The 16,827-nt window shown below is 64.2% G+C and carries 15 protein-coding genes; 5 read left to right on the top strand and 10 right to left on the bottom strand.

Annotated elements, in window-relative coordinates:
• Positions 1-37: 37 nt before the first annotated feature.
• Positions 38-1,864, bottom strand: coding sequence for a glutamine--fructose-6-phosphate transaminase (isomerizing) (gene glmS, locus G6P88_RS04450; RefSeq protein ID WP_165322022.1), 1,827 nt, complete (start codon positions 1,862-1,864; stop codon positions 38-40).
• 87 nt (positions 1,865-1,951) lie between these two features.
• On the bottom strand, positions 1,952-3,310 hold the full coding sequence (gene glmU, locus G6P88_RS04445) for a bifunctional UDP-N-acetylglucosamine diphosphorylase/glucosamine-1-phosphate N-acetyltransferase GlmU (protein ID WP_165322021.1): 1,359 nt from the start codon (positions 3,308-3,310) through the stop codon (positions 1,952-1,954).
• 61 nt (positions 3,311-3,371) lie between these two features.
• Here glmU and G6P88_RS20475 point away from each other — a divergent pair, with 61 nt between their 5' ends.
• A complete protein-coding gene (locus tag G6P88_RS20475; RefSeq protein ID WP_345719194.1) occupies positions 3,372-4,760 on the top strand; it encodes an HAD-IA family hydrolase in 1,389 nt (462 codons plus the stop codon).
• 285 nt (positions 4,761-5,045) lie between these two features.
• Here G6P88_RS20475 and G6P88_RS04435 read toward each other — a convergent pair whose 3' ends face one another.
• The gene (locus G6P88_RS04435; protein ID WP_165322019.1) at positions 5,046-5,954 is read right to left on the bottom strand and encodes a cobalamin B12-binding domain-containing protein; all 909 of its coding nucleotides are present in this window, start codon (positions 5,952-5,954) and stop codon (positions 5,046-5,048) included.
• A gap of 158 nt (positions 5,955-6,112) precedes the next feature.
• On the opposite strand from G6P88_RS04435, the gene G6P88_RS04430 reads away from it, so the two are divergent.
• A complete protein-coding gene (locus tag G6P88_RS04430; protein ID WP_165322018.1) occupies positions 6,113-6,442 on the top strand; it encodes a hypothetical protein in 330 nt (109 codons plus the stop codon).
• Positions 6,443-6,546: 104 nt separating this feature from the next.
• Here the strand turns inward: G6P88_RS04430 and G6P88_RS04425 are convergent, their stop codons facing one another.
• From G6P88_RS04425 to G6P88_RS04415, 3 genes are all read right to left on the bottom strand, one after another.
• Entirely contained in the window at positions 6,547-6,960 is a 414-nt protein-coding gene (locus G6P88_RS04425; protein WP_165322017.1) for a hypothetical protein, read from the bottom strand.
• A 546-nt stretch (positions 6,961-7,506) separates the two neighbouring features.
• Positions 7,507-8,928, bottom strand: coding sequence for a cytochrome P450 (locus G6P88_RS04420; protein ID WP_165322016.1), 1,422 nt, complete (start codon positions 8,926-8,928; stop codon positions 7,507-7,509).
• Positions 8,921-10,051 carry a hypothetical protein gene (locus tag G6P88_RS04415; protein ID WP_165322015.1) on the bottom strand — a complete coding sequence of 377 codons (1,131 nt, stop codon included), beginning with the start codon at positions 10,049-10,051 and terminating at the stop codon, positions 8,921-8,923. The genes G6P88_RS04420 and G6P88_RS04415 overlap by 8 nt, the downstream gene beginning before the upstream one ends.
• Positions 10,052-10,106: 55 nt before the next feature.
• On the opposite strand from G6P88_RS04415, the gene G6P88_RS04410 reads away from it, so the two are divergent.
• Together G6P88_RS04410 and G6P88_RS04405 are read left to right on the top strand one after the other, a co-directional pair.
• Positions 10,107-10,358 (top strand): hypothetical protein, encoded by a 252-nt coding sequence (locus G6P88_RS04410; protein WP_226946724.1) that lies wholly within the window; start codon positions 10,107-10,109, stop codon positions 10,356-10,358.
• Positions 10,359-10,423: 65 nt separating this feature from the next.
• Positions 10,424-10,864, top strand: a complete 441-nt coding sequence (locus G6P88_RS04405) for a host attachment family protein (RefSeq protein ID WP_165322013.1) — start codon at positions 10,424-10,426, stop codon at positions 10,862-10,864.
• Between the two features lie 34 nt (positions 10,865-10,898).
• Here G6P88_RS04405 and gyrA read toward each other — a convergent pair whose 3' ends face one another.
• The 3 genes from gyrA to yaaA form a co-directional block, all read right to left on the bottom strand.
• Complete coding sequence (gene gyrA, locus G6P88_RS04400) at positions 10,899-13,586, bottom strand: DNA gyrase subunit A (RefSeq protein WP_247710567.1); 2,688 nt, start codon at positions 13,584-13,586, stop codon at positions 10,899-10,901.
• Between the two features lie 197 nt (positions 13,587-13,783).
• Positions 13,784-13,957: a hypothetical protein gene (locus G6P88_RS04395; protein ID WP_165322011.1), complete on the bottom strand. Its 174-nt coding sequence runs from the start codon at positions 13,955-13,957 to the stop codon at positions 13,784-13,786.
• A 78-nt stretch (positions 13,958-14,035) separates the two neighbouring features.
• Entirely contained in the window at positions 14,036-14,797 is a 762-nt protein-coding gene (gene yaaA, locus G6P88_RS04390; protein WP_165322010.1) for a peroxide stress protein YaaA, read from the bottom strand.
• A gap of 197 nt (positions 14,798-14,994) precedes the next feature.
• Here yaaA and G6P88_RS04385 point away from each other — a divergent pair, with 197 nt between their 5' ends.
• On the top strand, positions 14,995-16,269 hold the full coding sequence (locus G6P88_RS04385; protein ID WP_165322009.1) for a tetratricopeptide repeat protein: 1,275 nt from the start codon (positions 14,995-14,997) through the stop codon (positions 16,267-16,269).
• 74 nt (positions 16,270-16,343) lie between these two features.
• On the opposite strand, the gene G6P88_RS04380 is transcribed toward G6P88_RS04385, so the two are convergent.
• Positions 16,344-16,820, bottom strand: a complete 477-nt coding sequence (locus G6P88_RS04380) for an Lrp/AsnC family transcriptional regulator (RefSeq protein ID WP_165322008.1) — start codon at positions 16,818-16,820, stop codon at positions 16,344-16,346.
• Positions 16,821-16,827 lie beyond the last annotated feature (7 nt).

Below are 16,827 nucleotides of genomic sequence, written 5' to 3'. Positions count from 1 at the left end.
GCCATGACAGTTTCAATCCAGGGCCTCGCCGAGGCCGTTACTCGACGGTCACCGACTTTGCGAGGTTGCGCGGCTGATCGACGTCGGTGCCCTTGGCGACCGCGACATGATAGGCCAGCAACTGCACCGGAATGGCATAGACGATCGGGGCGATCAGCGGATGGACCTTGGGCATGGTGATCGTCGCCATGCATCCCTCGCCGGCTGCCGCGACCCCGTCATAGTCGGAGATGAGGACGACCTTGCCGCCGCGCGCCTGGACCTCCTGCATGTTCGACACGGTCTTGTCGAACAGCGGCCCCGACGGTGCGATGACGATCACCGGCACCTTGTCGTCGATCAGGGCGATCGGCCCATGCTTCATTTCGCCTGCGGCATAGCCTTCGGCGTGGATGTAGCTGATCTCCTTAAGCTTCAGCGCGCCTTCGAGTGCCAGCGGATAATCGGTGCCGCGGCCGAGATAGAGGACGTCGCGTGCGGTCGCGATCGTGCCGGCCATCGCCTCGATCGTCGCGTCATAGGCGAGCGCGCCGTTGATCGCGGCGGGGGCCTCCGACAGATGTCGGACGATGTCCTTCTCCTCGCGCTCGGACAGGCGTCCTTTGGCCCGGGCGAGATTGGCGGCGAGCGCGGCCAGCACCGCCAGCTGGCAGGTGAACGCCTTGGTCGAGGCGACGCCGATCTCCGGGCCCGCATGGGTGGGCAGCAGCAGGTCGGCTTCGCGGGCCATGGTGGAGGTGGGCACGTTGACCACCACCGCTATCTTCTGCCCCTCGGCGCGCGCGTGGCGCAGGGCGGCGAGCGTGTCGGCGGTCTCGCCCGACTGGCTGATGAAGAGAGCCAGGCCGCCCTCTTCCATCACCGGCGCGCGGTAGCGGAACTCGGACGCCACATCGAGGTCGACGGGCACGCGCGCGAACTGCTCGAACCAATATTTGGCGACCATGCCCGCATAGAAGCTCGTCCCGCAGGCGACGATCGTCACGCGGCGGATCGAGCCCAGGTCGAAATCGGGGACGGGCAGCGACACCCGATCCTCTAGCCTGCGGACATAGGATTTCAGCGTCTGGGCGACGACGATCGGCTGCTCGTAGATTTCCTTGAGCATGAAGTGCCGGTGATTGCCCTTGTCGATCGTCAGGTTCGACGCACCCGACAGGACGATCGGGCGGTCGACCGGCTGGTCGTCACGGTCGTAGATCTGGGTCTTCTCGCGCGTGATGACGACCCAGTCGCCCTCGTCGAGATAGCTGATCCGCTGGGTCAGGGGGGCGAGCGCGAGGGCGTCCGACCCGAGATAGGTCTCGCCATTGTCGCCATAGCCGACGACCAGCGGCGAACCGAGACGCGCGCCGATCAGCATGTCCGGGTTCTGCCGGAACAGTATCGCGAGCGCGAAGGCGCCGTGCAGCCGCTTGAGATTGGTGCGGACCGCCTCGACCGGGTCCATGCCGGCTTCGACATCGGCGGAAATCAGGTGCGCGACCACTTCGGTGTCGGTCTGGCTCTCGAACACGCGGCCCTTGGCGATCAGCTCGTCGCGCAGCGGCTTGAAATTCTCGATGATGCCATTGTGGACGAGCGCGACCTCACCCGTCGCGTGCGGATGGGCATTGTCCTGCGTCGGCGCACCATGCGTCGCCCAGCGGGTGTGGGCGATGCCGATCAGGCCCGGCAGCGGTTCGGCATCCAGCTTGCGCGCGAGATTGTCGAGCTTGCCCTCGGCGCGGCGCCGCTCGAGCTGGCCGTCATGGATCGTGCAGATGCCGGCCGAGTCATAGCCGCGATATTCGAGCCGCCGGAGACCGGCCACCAGCCGCTCCGAAACGTCTTCCTTGCCCACTATGCCGATAATGCCGCACATCGACCTTAAGCCCCACCAGAGTTCAACCGCGCGTGGCTATGTTAGAGCCACGATGAATGCCGACTTACGAAGTCCGGCGAACGAATGTCAGCCCTTTGCCGCCTTCTTGGCCGCCATCGCCTCGCGGAATCGCGAAGCCCAGCCCGAGCGCGCCTCCTGCTGTCCGCGGGCGACTGCCAGCGCGCCGGCCTCGATATCGCGGGTGATGACCGAACCGGCAGCCACCATCGCGCCGTCGCCGATCGTCACTGGCGCGACCAGCGCGCTGTTCGACCCGATGAACGTGCCTTCGCCGACCACCGTGCGATATTTGAGGAAGCCGTCATAATTGCAGGTGATCGTGCCCGCCCCGATATTGGCCTTCGCACCGATCTCCGCATCGCCGATATAGGACAGGTGATTGGCCTTGGCGCCCTTGCCGAAGGTCGCTTTCTTCACCTCGACGAAATTGCCGATCTTCGCCTGTTCGCCGATGTCCGCGCCGGGCCGGAGCCGGGCATAAGGGCCGATCTCAGCCTCCGCGCGGACATGCGCACCCTCAATGTGGCTGAAGGCGTGGATCGTCACCCGGTCGCCGATCGTGACGCCGGGCCCGAACACCACATTGGGTTCGATCACCACGTCGCGTCCGACCTTCGTGTCATGCGCGAACCAGACCGTTTTCGGCGCGATCAGCGTCGCGCCGTCCGCCATGGCCTGCAGTCGCCGCCGTCGCTGCCATTCCTGCTCGACCGCAGCCAGTTCGGCCCGGCTGTTAACGCCCGCGACCTCCCAGGCCTCGGCCTCGATCACCACCGAGCACTCACCCTGCGCACGGGCGATGCGGACGATGTCTGGCAGATAATATTCGCCAGCCGCATTGTCGTTGCCGACCTGCGCCAGCAGCGGCCAGAGCCGCTCCCCGCGCACCGCCATCAGCCCCGAATTGCACAGGTCGACCGCGCGTTGTTCGGGCGTGGCGTCCTTAAACTCGACCATGTCCTCGATCGTCCCGTCGGACGCTGCGAGAATGCGGCCATAAGCGAGCGGATCGGCCGGACGGAAACCGAGCACGACCGCGACCGGCGCATCGGCCTCGTTGAGGCGGTCGAGCATGCGGCGCATCGTCGCGGCGGGCACGAGCGGCACGTCGCCGTAGAGGATCAGGATATCGCCCGCGAAGCCGGCGAGGCTCGCTTCTCCCTGCTGCACAGCATGAGCCGTGCCGAGCTGGGGCTCCTGCGTCGCCACTTCGACGCCCAGCGGCGCCACGAAGGTCTCGACCTGCTCACGCCCCGCGCCGGTGACGACCAGCTTGCGCGCAGCCCCCAGTTCGTCGACCGCCGCGATCAGATGGCCGAGCATCGGCCGTCCCGCGACCGGGTGCAGGACCTTGTGCAGATCGGACTTCATGCGGGTGCCCTTGCCGGCGGCAAGGATCAGGGCGGCGAACGGACGGTGCGTCATCCGCGACGCTCTGCCACGAAGCGCTTGCCTTTTCCATATGGGGCGGGCGATGGAGCGCCCCATGGCTGCTGATTTTCCCTTCGACGTCGTCGCATTCGATCTGGACGGCACTCTTGCCGACACCGCCCCGGACCTCACCGCCGCGCTGAATCACGCGTTGGGCGCGCTGGGGCGGCCCGCCGTGCCCGCCGAGGATGTGCGCCACATGGTCGGCCATGGCGCCCGCGCGCTGCTCCAGAAGGGCCTCGCCGCCACCGGCGAGATGACCGAGGCGCTGGTCGAGCAGGGCTTCCCGATCTTCATCGAATATTATCTCGACCATATCGCCGACGGGACAACGATCTTTCCGGGGCTGAACAAGGCGCTCGATACCTTGGCGGCGCGCGGCGTGAAGCTGGCGGTGTGCACCAACAAGGCCGAAAAGCTGGCGCGCCGCTGCATCGACGAGCTCGGCTGGGCCGACCGCTTCGACGCGCTGGTCGGCGGCGACACGCTGCCCGTCCGCAAGCCCGACCCGGCGCCGCTGTTCGAGGCGATCGCGCGCTGCGGCGGGGGCAGGGCGGCCTATGTCGGCGACTCGATCACCGACACCGACACCGGCCGCAATGCGAACATCCCGACCGTCGCGGTGAGCTTCGGCTTTTCCGATCGCCCGCCCGAGCAGCTGGGGGCGGCAGCACTGATCGACCATTTCGACGAGTTGATCCCGACGCTCGAGCGACTGGGGCAGGACGAACAGTGGATGCGCTGCCCGATCTGCGGCACGGCGCGCTTCGAAGGGGCGGGCTCAAAGCCGCATATCACATGTGCCGGCTGCGGCTCGAACGTCCGGGCTCGGTTGCTGTGGATGATGCTCGAGCGCGAAGGGCTGCTCCGCCCCGGCCTGCGCGTCCTCCACTTCGCGCCCGAGGCCTGCTTCGCCGGCCGCTTCCGCGAGATCTGGGGCGAGGGCTATGACCCGGTCGACTTCGACCCGTCGCTCTTCTCCCATGTCCCCGGCATCCGCGCGATGGACCTCGTCCGCGATGCGGCCGCGCTGCCCTCCGGCCATTACGACCTGATCATCCACTCGCATGTGATGGAGCATATCCCCGGCAATGTGACGGCGGTGCTCTACCATCTCCACCGCGCGCTCAAGCCCGAGGGCAGGCATATCTGCTGCATCCCCATCATCCGCGACGGTCATTCGGCCGAAGACCTCGGCCCCCTCGACCCCGCCGACGCGACCGCGCGCTTCGGTCAGGACGACCATGTCCGCCGCTTCGGCGGTCGGGACGTCCAGCAGACCCTGGGCATGATCTTCCGCCTGCCCGAACATTATGACCTGACCGCCACGTTCGACGAGCCGACCCTGATCCGCAACAACATCCCCCGCGTCGTATGGCGGGGCTGGTGCCCGAGTTCGGTGCTGGCGCTCGGCAAGGAGGATTTGCTGCTGCGCGGGGCATGAGCCTGGAACGTTTTCCAGTCGGGTGGAATCACCCGACGATTCAGAAAACGCGACAAACGAAGAGGATAGAGCAGTTGATCTGACGCAGTCAGATCGGGAACCGCTCCAGGCGGACTTTGTAGCCGAACGGATCAGGATTTCTATGCCAGTCCGATAAGTTCAAGCTCGGTCTCGCCGGCCCGGCAGATCGCGGATTGCCCGCCGGGCCGGAATAGAAACACAGATTTGCACCTCAAGGTGCCGAGAGGACGCGCCGCCGCTGTGTTTCGATTTGCGGGGGCTGGCCTATGGCCGCGCCGTGCCATGGAATGCAGCCACGGAAAGGTCGAACAGTTTCTGTGCGACAATGACGGCGGACGGCGCGTTAGGGGCCGTGGCGTCTGCACCGACGTCGTGGGCAAGCTTGGAATTCGCGGTAAACATCGGCCCGCCGACCATGATGCCGACCGCCTGATTGCGAGACTCCCGGCGTATCTGCGCAATGGTCGAGCTCATGCTCGCGAGTTGCCGCTCCGATCCCGCCGTCAGCCCGACGACCGCGAACCAGCTGTTCTTGGCGATCTCCGCGATGTCTGCGGACGTTCCCTCAAGCTCGGTCCGGACCTGCCAACCGGCAGCCAGCAGGAACCGTTCCACAATCTTGACCCCGAAGGAATGCTGGTTACCCGGCGTCATCGCCATCAGGACATGGCGACGTTCGTCCAGCGCCAGCAGGGTATAGGTGTCGTTGAAGACCGCCAGCAGCTTCTGCAGCCGGGCGACGCCCAGGGTGACATCGATGAAATCACACTCGTCGCGGTCCCACATCTCGCCGAGACAGCGCGCGGTAGGCTCGATCAATTCGAGGAACAACGTGTCCATCGAAAGCCCCCGGTCGCGGAGAACCAGCACGTAAGCGGCGGCAGCCTCCAGATCGCTGCCAAGCACGATGTCGGCAAGGCCTGTGATGTCGGCGCTGGTCGGGGCCAGGGTTTCGATGACGAGCTTCACGGGCGGGGCAGCCGGAACAGCCTCGCTGTGCAGCCTGAGCAGCCGCGGGACTATCTCGCTCGACACGATGCGCGCCAGCTTCGCCTGGCGCTCTGCCACGTCTTCGCGGCGATAGAATTCGGGAGCGATGAAGTGCGTTTCGAGTCGCTTCAGGCTTTGACCGTCGATTGCTGGTCTCGCCAACGGACTGATCGCCTGCCCCATAAATTTTCTCCGCGCCCCGCCTTGGTGGCGATCGCAATGTCTGAAATCAACACATCGGACGGCAGGTGTCGATAGCTTAGGTTGCCGCTGCACCATTTGCCGTAGACTCTGGGCGCGTGGACATAGTTGGGGTTGACGGTGACACGTGCGACAACCCCTTGAATAGCGGCGCGTCGGAAGCGTGTTGGACTGGGCGTTTTCGCGAAATATGGGGCGAGGGCTATGACCCGGTCGATTTCGACCCGCTCGACCCCGCCGACGCGACCGCACGCTTCGGCCAGGACGACCATGTCCGCCGCTTCGGTGGTCGGGACGTGCAGCAGACCCTCGGCATGATCTTCCGCCTTCCCGAGCGCTATGAACTGACCGACTCGTTCGACGAGCCGACCCTGATCAGCAACAGTATCCCCCGCGTCGTGTGGCAGGGCTGGTGCCCGAGTTCGGTACTGGTGCTGGATAAGGCGGACCTGCTGCTGCGCGGGGCGTGAGTTCGAGCGCTGGTCCTCAATTTCGCTCTTATCTGCATGGTACGAGGCAACAATCCGCCGATCACGACGTGAACCGAGCAGGAGGAAGCGATTTTCGAGATTTTTTAGGAGCCGAATGGCAACGGCTTGCAGTCTCTGACGGGTGCAGCCTGCATTGTCGAAGAAATTAGGGCTTTGTCACTTGCATTTGGGTGTCCCGGCTTTACTCCGAGTAATTCTACTGTCGGGCTATTTTCTAGATATATGAAGACTAGTTGAACATCATTTTTATCGGATTTTACACGATTTACGACAACCACTTTTCCTGTCTTTCCGTACGTAATATCGTGAATTTCTGCGGTTGCATTTAACCGCTTTGCAAATCCGTTGATGCTTTTGGCTGCATCTTCAGCTGAGCCTTCGGCCTTGCACTCAAATCGGGCAAAAGTCCGGGCAGTAATTACGGGATTGTAAGTGGACGTATTGCACCCCGCCAGCGTTGCAATCAAAACGAGAGAAGCGCGCTGGGATTTGTTCACATATTTCATCTTACAGGCGCACAAAGCCTCTGCAATAGGTCGCCTTCTGACAGATCCGAAGCTCGGCCTCGCAGGATTACGGTGACGCTGCACTTAACTCCCGGGGCTTCGGGCTCAAATCAGGTTGCGGCGGGTCTAGTACTGTTTCGCCTTATTAGCGAAACGACCGGTTCCCGGATGTGTCGGCTAACGCGAGCCGAGCCGATGAACAGCGGTTTAGCGCGTTTAGCGCGGTGGTTCGCTTATGAATGCAATCCCTCTGGCATCCGTACCTCTTAGCTGCTCCATCAGGCATCTGGCTTTTGCGGGGTTGTCTGGCGAGTTTCCCCGCAAGAGAATTGTTTGTGGGTCAGACTTCGATAGATGGGCGTCAGGTGCCTCACACTTGGTCTTGGCGATGTCGAATATGTCGGGCGTGAGCGGTCGTCTATGGTCTGCGCAGGCCGACACTGTTGCTACTACGGAGAATAGGATCGTGAGCCGAGCGATCACAAACATACTCCCACCGAGGCAAAGATTTTGCAGGTCTGCTTCCGGACAGCGCGCCTAAAGGTATCGATCATCTAATCGGCCCAACGCACGCTCCTCGAAAAACAACTGCACCGCCTCTTTCGGCCGCAACGTCAGCCGGCTCACCGGTTCCGGCCTCTTTATATGCTCGGGATAGCGTAACCTGAACGCGCGGACGATGCTGGCGATGATCAGTATCCCTTCCTGCTGGGCGAAGCCCGCGCCGATGCAGATGCGGGGGCCCTTGCCGAAGGGCATATAGGCGCGGCGGCTGGCTTCGGCCTGGTCGGGGTCGTCGAACCGTTCGGGCGCGAAGGCGTGGGGGCATTTCCAGTTGTTGCGGTTGCGCTGGATCAGCCAGGGCGAGATGACGAGCATCGCGCCCTTCTTCAGCCATTTGTCGCGCAGCGTGAGGTCCGCAGTCACCTCGCGCACGAAGAAGCTGACCGGCGGGTAGAGGCGCAGCGTTTCCTTGAACAGGTTGCGCACCGCCGTCATGCCGCGCAGCGATTCGAAGCTGATCGCTTCGCCCGCCGTCTCGCGCTCGATCTCCGCCACCAGCGCGTCCTGCGCATGGGGGCATTCGGCGAGAAGGTAGAGCGCCCAGCTCATCGCCGAGGCGGCGGTCTCGTGGCCGGCCAGGAAGATCGTCGAGATCTGCTCCATCAGCTCGACATAGGTGAAGGGCTGGCCGGTGCGCGGATGGCGGGCTTCGAGCAGCGACTGGAGAATGTCGTCCTGGGCTTCGCCGGTGCCGGCATGCCAGGCGTCATAGCGGGTCCGCACGATCGGTCCGAACACGCCGTGGATCGCCTTCGCGGCCTTTTCGGCGCGCTTGCGATAGCCGAGCAGCGGCAGGCCGTAGAGCTTGAGCATCGCCGCCGGCTGGACGTTCTTCTGGTAGCGATGGAAGGCGTGGTAGATATGCTCGGCGCTGGCGGCGTCGAGCTTCACCGAGAAGATCGTGCGATAGATGATGTCGGCCGCGACATGGGTCATCAGCGGATCGACCTCGATCGGACGGCTGCGATCCATCGCCGCGATCGTCGCGAGCAGGTCGTCGACCGCCCCCTGCATCGCGGGAAAGACGCGCTTGAGATTGGTGTGGGCGAAGGCGGGGTTCACCATCGTCCGCTGCTCTTCCCAGTCCTGCCCATTGGCCGAGAAGACGCTGTTGCCGATCAGCGGATCGAGCAGGTCGTTGAGGAAGCGGTGCTTGGGAAACACCTTGTCCTTGTCGTCCATCACCCGGTCGACCACCGACAGGTCGTTGGCGATATAGAAATCGAGGCGGGGCAGGCGGATTTCGCCCATCTGCATCGTGTAGCTGCGCTCGAACAGCGTGTGGATCCAGCTGTTCCAGCCGGTCAGGAAGCGCTTGACCAGCGATGCCTTGTCCCGGTGCGGAACCGGGTAGGGCGGGATGAAGCCGCAATCTTCTGTGGACGGCTCAGCCATGATTGTCGGCCTTGAACGCTTCGATCGATCCGGCGAGCGGCCGGGCGCCCGAGCTTAGCCCGATATAGTCGAGCGGAGAGAGGCGGTCGAACGTCCGCAGATAGTCGAAATGCGTCTCGTACTTGTTGCGGCGGCGCGCCTGATAGGTGGCGGGATCGCAATATTTGAACCAGCGCGGGCTGGTCTGGAACAGGTGGGCCCGGCGCGGCTGCTTGCAGCTGATGCACGGGTCGATGCCGGCGATGCAGGCGCCGTCGGTAATCGATCCGATGTCGAGCCAGTGGAAATCGCCCTGGCCGACCGCCTCCAGCTGCTCGTGGAAGCGGTGGCTGTCCTTGCGGTTGCCGATCAGGGCGATGCAGGAGCCGAGGGTGACGAGACTGAACCGGTCGGGGAGGGCGCCGCCCTCGGCCGCCAGGATGCGTGCCATGATCGGCACCGCCATGATCGAGCCGTTGCTGTGGGTGACGAACAGGATTTCGTCCCAGTCCTCCGACAGGCTCGCGCGGATGCGGTCGGCGAAGGCGGCCATGCGCTCGTCGACGTCGCCGGGCAGGCGATCGCCGGCCAGCGTGTCGTTGAAGATGATGAAGCGCAGCAGCCAGAAGCCCTGGATCTTGCGCACCACGAACATCGCGACCGCCAGACCGACCAGTGCGGCGGCAAGCCCACCCCATAGCGGCCCCAGCAGGATCGCCGCCGGCAGCGCCAGCAGCAGTCCGAACAGGATCGGCAGCAGGATCGTCGAGACGCCCGGATAATAGAAGGCGAAGCGCACGCCCCACGGGAATTTCCGCACGATCGGCCAGTCGAGCAGACGGGTGAAGTTCCAATAGGCACGCACCGAGTGGCGCAGCAGTCCGATCGGGTTCTTGACCCAATGCGCGCGAATGACGTCGTCCCAGCCGAGAAATTCATGCTCGGTCACGGCATCGTCGGTGCGGTCCTCGACGGTCCAGCCGACCGAATGGGGTGGCAGCCGGCGACGCTTTCCCACGTCGATCTCATGGCCGCTGGCGCGCGCATAGAGCGCCGCCTGCTCGGCATAGAGCTGGTGGTAGAAGCGGGCGCCACGGGGATCGAAACCGCTGAGATAGAATATTTTACGCTTGAACCCCGGCATCGCCGCTGCTTACTCGATCCTCATGGCCGACCAGGAACGTCACTATTGCCTTTTCATGGATGGCACCAAGCATAATCGCAACGCGGGGTGCCGGGCGCACGACAATGCCTATGGCATATATGGCGGCGGAACCGAGCGCGACCGGCGCGCGGCCGATCTGGCGCTGTATCGGCACATGCGGGCGAACCGCGATCCGCTCGCGCCGCTGGTCCTGTTTTTCACGACGGTCTATGGCTGGTTCTTCTTCAACTATCATGGCCGCCCCTGGCGCGGGCAGCTGGTTCGGAAGATCTTCCGCAATTACTGACGAGGGGGGCAACCCTCGAAGGTGATGAGACGTTTCCCTTTCAACTCATTGAAAGGACAGAATTCATGCGGATCGCACATGACGTCCTCGTGATGCTGGCAGACGGCCGGAAGTCGCTGTTCCTGCGCAACGAAGGCGATGCCGACTATCCCAATCTGGTGGTCGAGGATCAGCGAGCCCAGCCGGGACTGGATGATCGCGAGCTCAAGACCGACGCGCCAGGCAGAGCGATGAATCAGGTAGGCGGCGGGCTCAACAGCTACGAGGAGCCCGACTATCACCAGATCGAAGAGGACCGCTTCGCCCGCGACATGGCGGAGGTGCTAAAGGCCAAGGTTCAAAAGAATGGCGACGCGGACATCATCGTAGTCGCGCCACCGCGCACCTTGGGAGAGCTACGCCAGGCCTATGATCACAGCGTTGCCGACAGGATCGTCGCCGAACTCGACAAGGACTATGTCAATCATCCGATCGACAAGGTGGAAAAGCTGCTGCTGGCGCACTGAGGGCGAAAGGGGCGGCCGTCGGCCGCCCCCTCGATCACGCTTCGCTGTCCTCTCCGCCATCGGCAAGGTCTTCGCCGATAACGGCGCCATCGTCCGGCGCGATGGTCTGCTCGCCATCGCCCAGATCAACCTCGGCATCCTCTTCGCTTTCTTCGATCCGCGCCGCGCCGACGACATGTTCGTTGTCGGACACGTTGAAGAGGCGAACGCCCGCAGAGTTGCGCCCGATGACGCGCGTATCGCCCACCGAAAGGCGGATCAGCTTGGCCTGATCGGTGACCAGCATCAGCTGCTCGCCATTATGCGCCGGGAAGCTGGCGACGACCGGGCCGTTGCGCTCCAGATTGTCGATATTGCCGATGCCCTGGCCGCCACGGCCGGTCCGGCGATATTCGTAGGCCGAGCTGCGCTTGCCATAGCCATTGGCGCAAACGGTGAGGATGAACTCCTCTGCGGCTTCGAACTCGGCCATCCGCTCGGGCGACAGCGTTGGGTCGGCGCCATTGTCCTTCCACGGCGCGGCGCGGAGATAGGCCTCGCGCTCCTCAGTGGTGGCTTCAAACCCCTTGAGGATCGAGAGCGAGATCACTTCGTCGCCATCCTTGAGCAGGATGCCGCGCACACCCGTTGAGGTGCGGCTCTGGAACTCGCGCACTTCGGTGGAAGCAAAGCGGATCGCCTTGCCCGCGCGGGTAGCCAGCAGGACGTCGTCGCTTTCGGTCAGCAGCGCCACGCCGATCAGGCGATCGGTTGCGTCCTCGTCGAAGCGCATCGCGAATTTGCCGTTGGTCGGTACGTTCGCGAAGGCGTCCATCGAGTTACGGCGGACATTGCCATGCGCCGTCGCGAAGACGACGTGAAGCGAACCCCAGCTTTCCTCGTCCTCGGGCAGCGGCAGCACAGTGGTAATCTTCTCGCCGTCCGCGAGTGGCAGCAGGTTGATCATCGGCCGCCCGCGCGCCTGCGGCGCGCCCTCGGGCAGGCGCCACACCTTCTTGCGATAGACCTTGCCGTGGTTCGAGAAGAACAGCACCGGCGTGTGGGTGCTCGTCACGAACAGCTCGGTGACGGCATCCTCTTCCTTGGTCGCCATGCCCGAGCGGCCCTTGCCGCCACGGCGCTGCGCACGGAAGGCTTCGAGCGGGGTGCGCTTGATGTAGCCGCCATGCGTCACGGTGACGACCATGTCCTCGCGCTCGATCAGGTCCTCGTCGTCGATATCGTCGCCGGCCGGTGCGATGAGCGTGCGGCGCGGCGTCGCGAACTCGACCTGGACCGCGTCGAACTCCTCGATCATCACCTGATAGAGGCGCGCGCGATTGCCGAGAATGTCGAGCAGCTCGGCGATCGAGGCCGCCAGCTCCGCCAGCTCCCCGCCGATCTCGTCGCGGCCGAGTGCGGTCAGCCGGTGCAGGCGCAGGTCGAGGATCGCGCGGACCTGGGTCTCGGTCAGCTGATAGGTCGGCGCGTCGCCGATCGTGTCGACCGCCTCGACCAGCTTGATGTAGGATTCGATTTCACCACGCGGCCATTCGCGCGCGAGCAGCGAGGCACGCGCTTCCGCCGGGCTTGCCGAGCCACGGATGATGCGCACCACCTCGTCGAGATTGGTGACCGCGATCACCAGTCCGAGCAGGATATGCGCGCGCTCGCGGGCCTTGTTGAGCTCGAACTTCGACCGGCGCGTGATCACCTCTTCGCGGAACTTGACGAAGGACTCGATGATGTCGCGCAGGTTCAGCGTTTCCGGGCGGCCGCCGCGGATTGCGAGCATGTTGGCCGGGAAGCTGGTCTGCGCGGGCGTGTGCCGCCACAGCTGGTTGAGCACGACATCGGGAGTGGCGTCGCGCTTCAGCTCGAGAACGATGCGGACGCCGTGGCGGTTGGACTCGTCGCGGATGTCGGAGACGCCCTCGATCCGCTTGTCCTTGGCGGCTTCGGCAATCTTCTCGACGAGGCCCGACTTGCCGACCTGATAGGGGATCTCGGTCAGCACGATCGAGCGGCGGTCGTTGCGGCCCTCTTCGACCACATGGCGCGAGCGCATGATGATCGAGCCGCGGCCGGTGTGATAGGCCTGGCGCGCGCCCGACTGGCCGAGGATCATCGCCCCGGTAGGGAAATCCGGCGCGGGGACGATGGCCATCAACTCGTCGATCGTGATCGCCGGGTTCTCGACATAGGCTTTGCAGGCGGTGATGACCTCACCCAGATTGTGCGGCGGAATGTTGGTCGCCATGCCGACCGCGATGCCGCCGGCGCCGTTGACCAGCAGATTGGGGAAGCGCGCGGGCAGGACCTGCGGCTCCTGCCGCGAGCCGTCATAATTGGGCGTGAAGTTGACGGTGTCCTTCTCGAGATCCTCGAGCAGGGTCATCGTCACCTTGGCGAGGCGCGCCTCGGTGTAGCGCATCGACGCGGGCGGATCGGGATCCATCGATCCGAAATTGCCTTGGCCGTCGATCAGCGGCACACGCATCGCCCAATCCTGGGCGAGGCGTGCGAGCGCGTCATAGATAGAGGAATCGCCGTGCGGGTGATAATTACCCATCACGTCGCCGACGATCTTCGCTGACTTGCGATAGGGGCGTCCGGCGACGAAACCGCCTTCCTGACAGGCGTAGAGAATGCGGCGATGGACGGGCTTCAGACCGTCGCGCACGTCGGGGAGCGCGCGCGACACGATCACCGACATCGCATAGTCGAGATAACTCGACTTCATCTCGTCGACGATCGAGATTGGAGAAATATCGCTGTTTTCGATAGGCGGCGGTACGCTGGCCAAGTCTTACGATCCGTCTGTTTGAAGCGCCAATATGCCCCGGAACGGGGTGTCTGACGCTCCTAACGGACGATGTGCCTTATGGCTAGTGCAATGCGCCCGGAGCCCGCCCTATCGAGGCCGGCCACAGGGCAATATCAGCTCGCGACCATGTAGATAGCGAGCACGACGGCAAAGCCTACGAGGACTAGCGCAAGGCCCCATCCGAGGACGTTTCGCGTGACATGCGGGGTCGCGCCTGCACGGGCTTCATCGGTGCTGAGGTGCACGGCTTCCTGGTCGCTGCCGTCGGGGCGCACATGCGTTTCCATGATGATCTCTCCAAATAAGCTTCCCGCGACCAACGGGTGGAGAGGGGGGATGTTCCTGCCGAAAGGCCCGGGCGGGGCTCAGCGTTGCCGCACGAAGCGCCAGACCTGTTCGTCCGAATCCGCTGCCACGAAGGCATAGCCGTCGCTGTCGAAGCCTTTCAGGTCCTCCGGCTTGGCGATGCGATGTTCGCACATCCAGCGCGCCATCATGCCCCGTGCGCGCTTCGCGCCGAAACTGTTGAAGACGAGGCCCTTTGGCCCGTTCTCTCGGAAGTCCATGGTGATGATCCGCACGCCCTTTGGCGGCGCCTGCTCGACGACGTGCCAATATTCCTTGCTGGCGCAGTTGATGATCGTGTCCGATCCTTCCGCCAGAAGATCGGCGGCGAGCGCATCGGATACCTTGTTGCCCCACATCGCGTAGAGGTTGCGCGTGCGGCCCGGCGCCCAACGCGTGCCCATTTCGAGGCGATAGGGGCGGATGCGGTCGAGCGGCTTGAGCAGACCGTAAAGCCCCGACAGGATACGGACATGGTCCTGCGCATAATGGACCGCCGGCTCGTCCAGGGTCCGCGCCTCCAGCCCGATATAGACGTCGCCCGAAAAGGCGTAGAGGGCAGGGCGCTCCTCCTGCTCGGCGAACATCGCGTAGCGGTCGGCGTTCAGTTGGGCGAGTTTGTCCGAGATGCTCATCAGCTTTGCCAGCTTCTTCGGGCCCAGCCGCGAAGCCGCTTCGGCGGTGGCGAGTGCCTCCTGGGCAAAGCGCGGGGTGGTCGCGTCGACATCCGGGAGGGGGCTGGAATAATCGAGGGATTTGGCGGGCGAGAGCAGGAGCAGCATGGTCGAAGCCCTAGCCCCGGCGTGGGGCGGGATCAACCGTCGCGGTTCAATGCCCGTTCAGCGAACGGTGCGCAGAGTGCGACGAGTTAAGCCGGTTCATTTCGCCTGTGCTTGTGCGCAGGCGAGGGAGCGATTAGTCAACCGGCGTGTTTTACCGTCGGCCGTCCCTTTCGGCCGTCGATCAGGAGGCCTGAAGAATGAAATCCACGTCCCGCTATGCGCTTGTTGCGGCGCTTGGCTTCGCGCTTGCCGCCGTGGCGCCGGGCGCGCCCGCTTTCGCCAAGAAGAAGGAGGAGGCCGCGACCCCGCAGCTGAAGATCGGCGACGCGGTCCGCAAGCCGCTGGCGGAAGCCGACGCGGCCATCAAGGCCAAGAACATCCCCGGCGCAGAAGCCGCTTTGGCCCAGGCCAAGCAGGCCGCGAAGACCCCGGACGAGCAATATGTCGTCGCGCAATATGGCCTCAACGCCGCCCAGGCGAGCGGTGACCAGGCGAAGCTCTCCGCGGCGCTCGACGAACTGATCGCGACGGGCGAGGCTGCCGGCAAGCTGCCCGACGACCAGCGCGCCAAATTCTACTGGTTCCAGGGCCAGTTCGCCTATCAGACGAAGAATTATGCCAAGGCGGAAGCGTCGCTGACCAAGGCGATCGCCGCCGGTTCTACCGAAGCCGACGCTTATGCCGTTCTTGCCGACGTCCAGAACCGCAATGGCAAGCCGGCCGAGGCGCTCGCGACGCTGCAGAAGGTCATCCAGACCAAGGCGGCGGCTGGTCAGCCTGTCCCCACCGACTGGTACGGTCGTGGCGCCGACATTGCCTCGCGCGCCAAGCTGCCGGGTGAGTTCGTGAAGATCACGACGTCCTGGCTCGCCGCCTATCCGGTCAAGCAGAACTGGCATGATTCGCTGTTCATCTATCGTCAGATGGCCGGCCTGTCGGGTGAGAACGACCTCGACCTGCTGCGTCTCGCGCGCGCCGTCGATGCGCTGCCGCTGTCGGCTCAGTCCAACTATGTCGACTATGCGCTGGCGGTCTATCTGCGCTTCCCGAACGAAGCCGTCGACGTGCTCAACGAAGGCATCAAGGCCGGCAAGCTGAACCCGTCGACCAGCCAGAACACCCGCGAGATCATCGCCCTGTCGCAGCCCAAGCTCGGCCCCGACAAGGCCTCGATCCCGGCGGCGATCACGGCTGCAAACGGTCCGAAGGCTACGTTCAAGTCGGCAATGACCACCGCCGACCTTCTCTATGGCTACAAGGACTTCGCGAAGGCGGCAGAGATCTACAAGGTCGCTCTGACGAAGCCGGGGGCTGACACGGCCCAGGCGAACTTCCGTCTCGGCCTTGCGCTTGCGCAGGCGGGTGACAAGGAAGGCGCCAAGGCGGCGTTCGACGCGGCCGGCACCACCGGCAATTATGGCGTCCTGGCGCAATATGCGAAGGTGTGGGTCGACCACCCCGCCGCATCCTGATCGCGCTTAAGGAATGAAAGGCCCCGGTCGGAGCAATCCGGCCGGGGCCTTCTTTTTAGCGCCGCAGATAGCGATCAGGCTCCGTCGACGGGAATCCCCGGTACGTCCTTCGACGTACGGATGGTGAGCGAGGTCTTCACGCTCGCCACATTGGGCGCCGTCGTCAGCTGCGACGTCAGGAACTGCTGGAACGCCTGGAGATCGTGCGCCACGATCTTCAGGATGAAGTCGATCTCGCCGTTCAGCATATGGCATTCGCGCACTTCGGGGAGCGCTGCCACATGGGCTTCGAACTGGCGCAGGTCCTCCTCCGCCTGGCTACGGAGCGAGACGAGCGCGAACACCGTAATGCCATAGCCGAGGGCGGCCGCGTTGAGCCGGGCGTGATAGCTCTCGATGACGCCCGCTTCTTCCAGTGCGCGCACGCGGCGCAGGCAGGGCGGCGCCGTCAGACCGGCCTTGCGAGCGAGATCGACGTTGGTCATCCGCCCGTCCTCCTGCAGCTCGTGGAGGATAGTCCGATCGATAGGATCAAGCGAGGGAGCCGACATGGTGTAA

Source organism: Rhizorhabdus phycosphaerae (assembly GCF_011044255.1).
Taxonomy (GTDB): Bacteria; Pseudomonadota; Alphaproteobacteria; order Sphingomonadales; family Sphingomonadaceae; genus Rhizorhabdus; species Rhizorhabdus phycosphaerae.
The sequence above is the reverse complement of the archived record's forward strand: the minus strand, read 5'-3'. Positions and strand labels throughout refer to the sequence as shown.

Bases quoted from the DNA above. Each gene is read 5' to 3' on its own strand.
- glmS (WP_165322022.1), bottom strand. From the start codon at position 1,864: ATGTGCGGCATTATCGGCATAGTGGGCAAGGAAGACGTTTCGGAGCGG.
- glmU (WP_165322021.1), bottom strand. From the start codon at position 3,310: ATGACGCACCGTCCGTTCGCCGCCCTGATCCTTGCCGCCGGCAAGGGC.
- G6P88_RS20475 (WP_345719194.1), top strand. From the start codon at position 3,372: ATGGCTGCTGATTTTCCCTTCGACGTCGTCGCATTCGATCTGGACGGC.
- G6P88_RS04435 (WP_165322019.1), bottom strand. From the start codon at position 5,954: ATGGGGCAGGCGATCAGTCCGTTGGCGAGACCAGCAATCGACGGTCAA.
- G6P88_RS04420 (WP_165322016.1), bottom strand. From the start codon at position 8,928: ATGGCTGAGCCGTCCACAGAAGATTGCGGCTTCATCCCGCCCTACCCG.
- G6P88_RS04415 (WP_165322015.1), bottom strand. From the start codon at position 10,051: ATGCCGGGGTTCAAGCGTAAAATATTCTATCTCAGCGGTTTCGATCCC.
- G6P88_RS04410 (WP_226946724.1), top strand. From the start codon at position 10,107: ATGGATGGCACCAAGCATAATCGCAACGCGGGGTGCCGGGCGCACGAC.
- G6P88_RS04405 (WP_165322013.1), top strand. From the start codon at position 10,424: ATGCGGATCGCACATGACGTCCTCGTGATGCTGGCAGACGGCCGGAAG.
- gyrA (WP_247710567.1), bottom strand. From the start codon at position 13,586: ATGAAGTCGAGTTATCTCGACTATGCGATGTCGGTGATCGTGTCGCGC.
- G6P88_RS04395 (WP_165322011.1), bottom strand. From the start codon at position 13,957: ATGGAAACGCATGTGCGCCCCGACGGCAGCGACCAGGAAGCCGTGCAC.
- yaaA (WP_165322010.1), bottom strand. From the start codon at position 14,797: ATGCTGCTCCTGCTCTCGCCCGCCAAATCCCTCGATTATTCCAGCCCC.
- G6P88_RS04385 (WP_165322009.1), top strand. From the start codon at position 14,995: ATGAAATCCACGTCCCGCTATGCGCTTGTTGCGGCGCTTGGCTTCGCG.
- G6P88_RS04380 (WP_165322008.1), bottom strand. From the start codon at position 16,820: ATGTCGGCTCCCTCGCTTGATCCTATCGATCGGACTATCCTCCACGAG.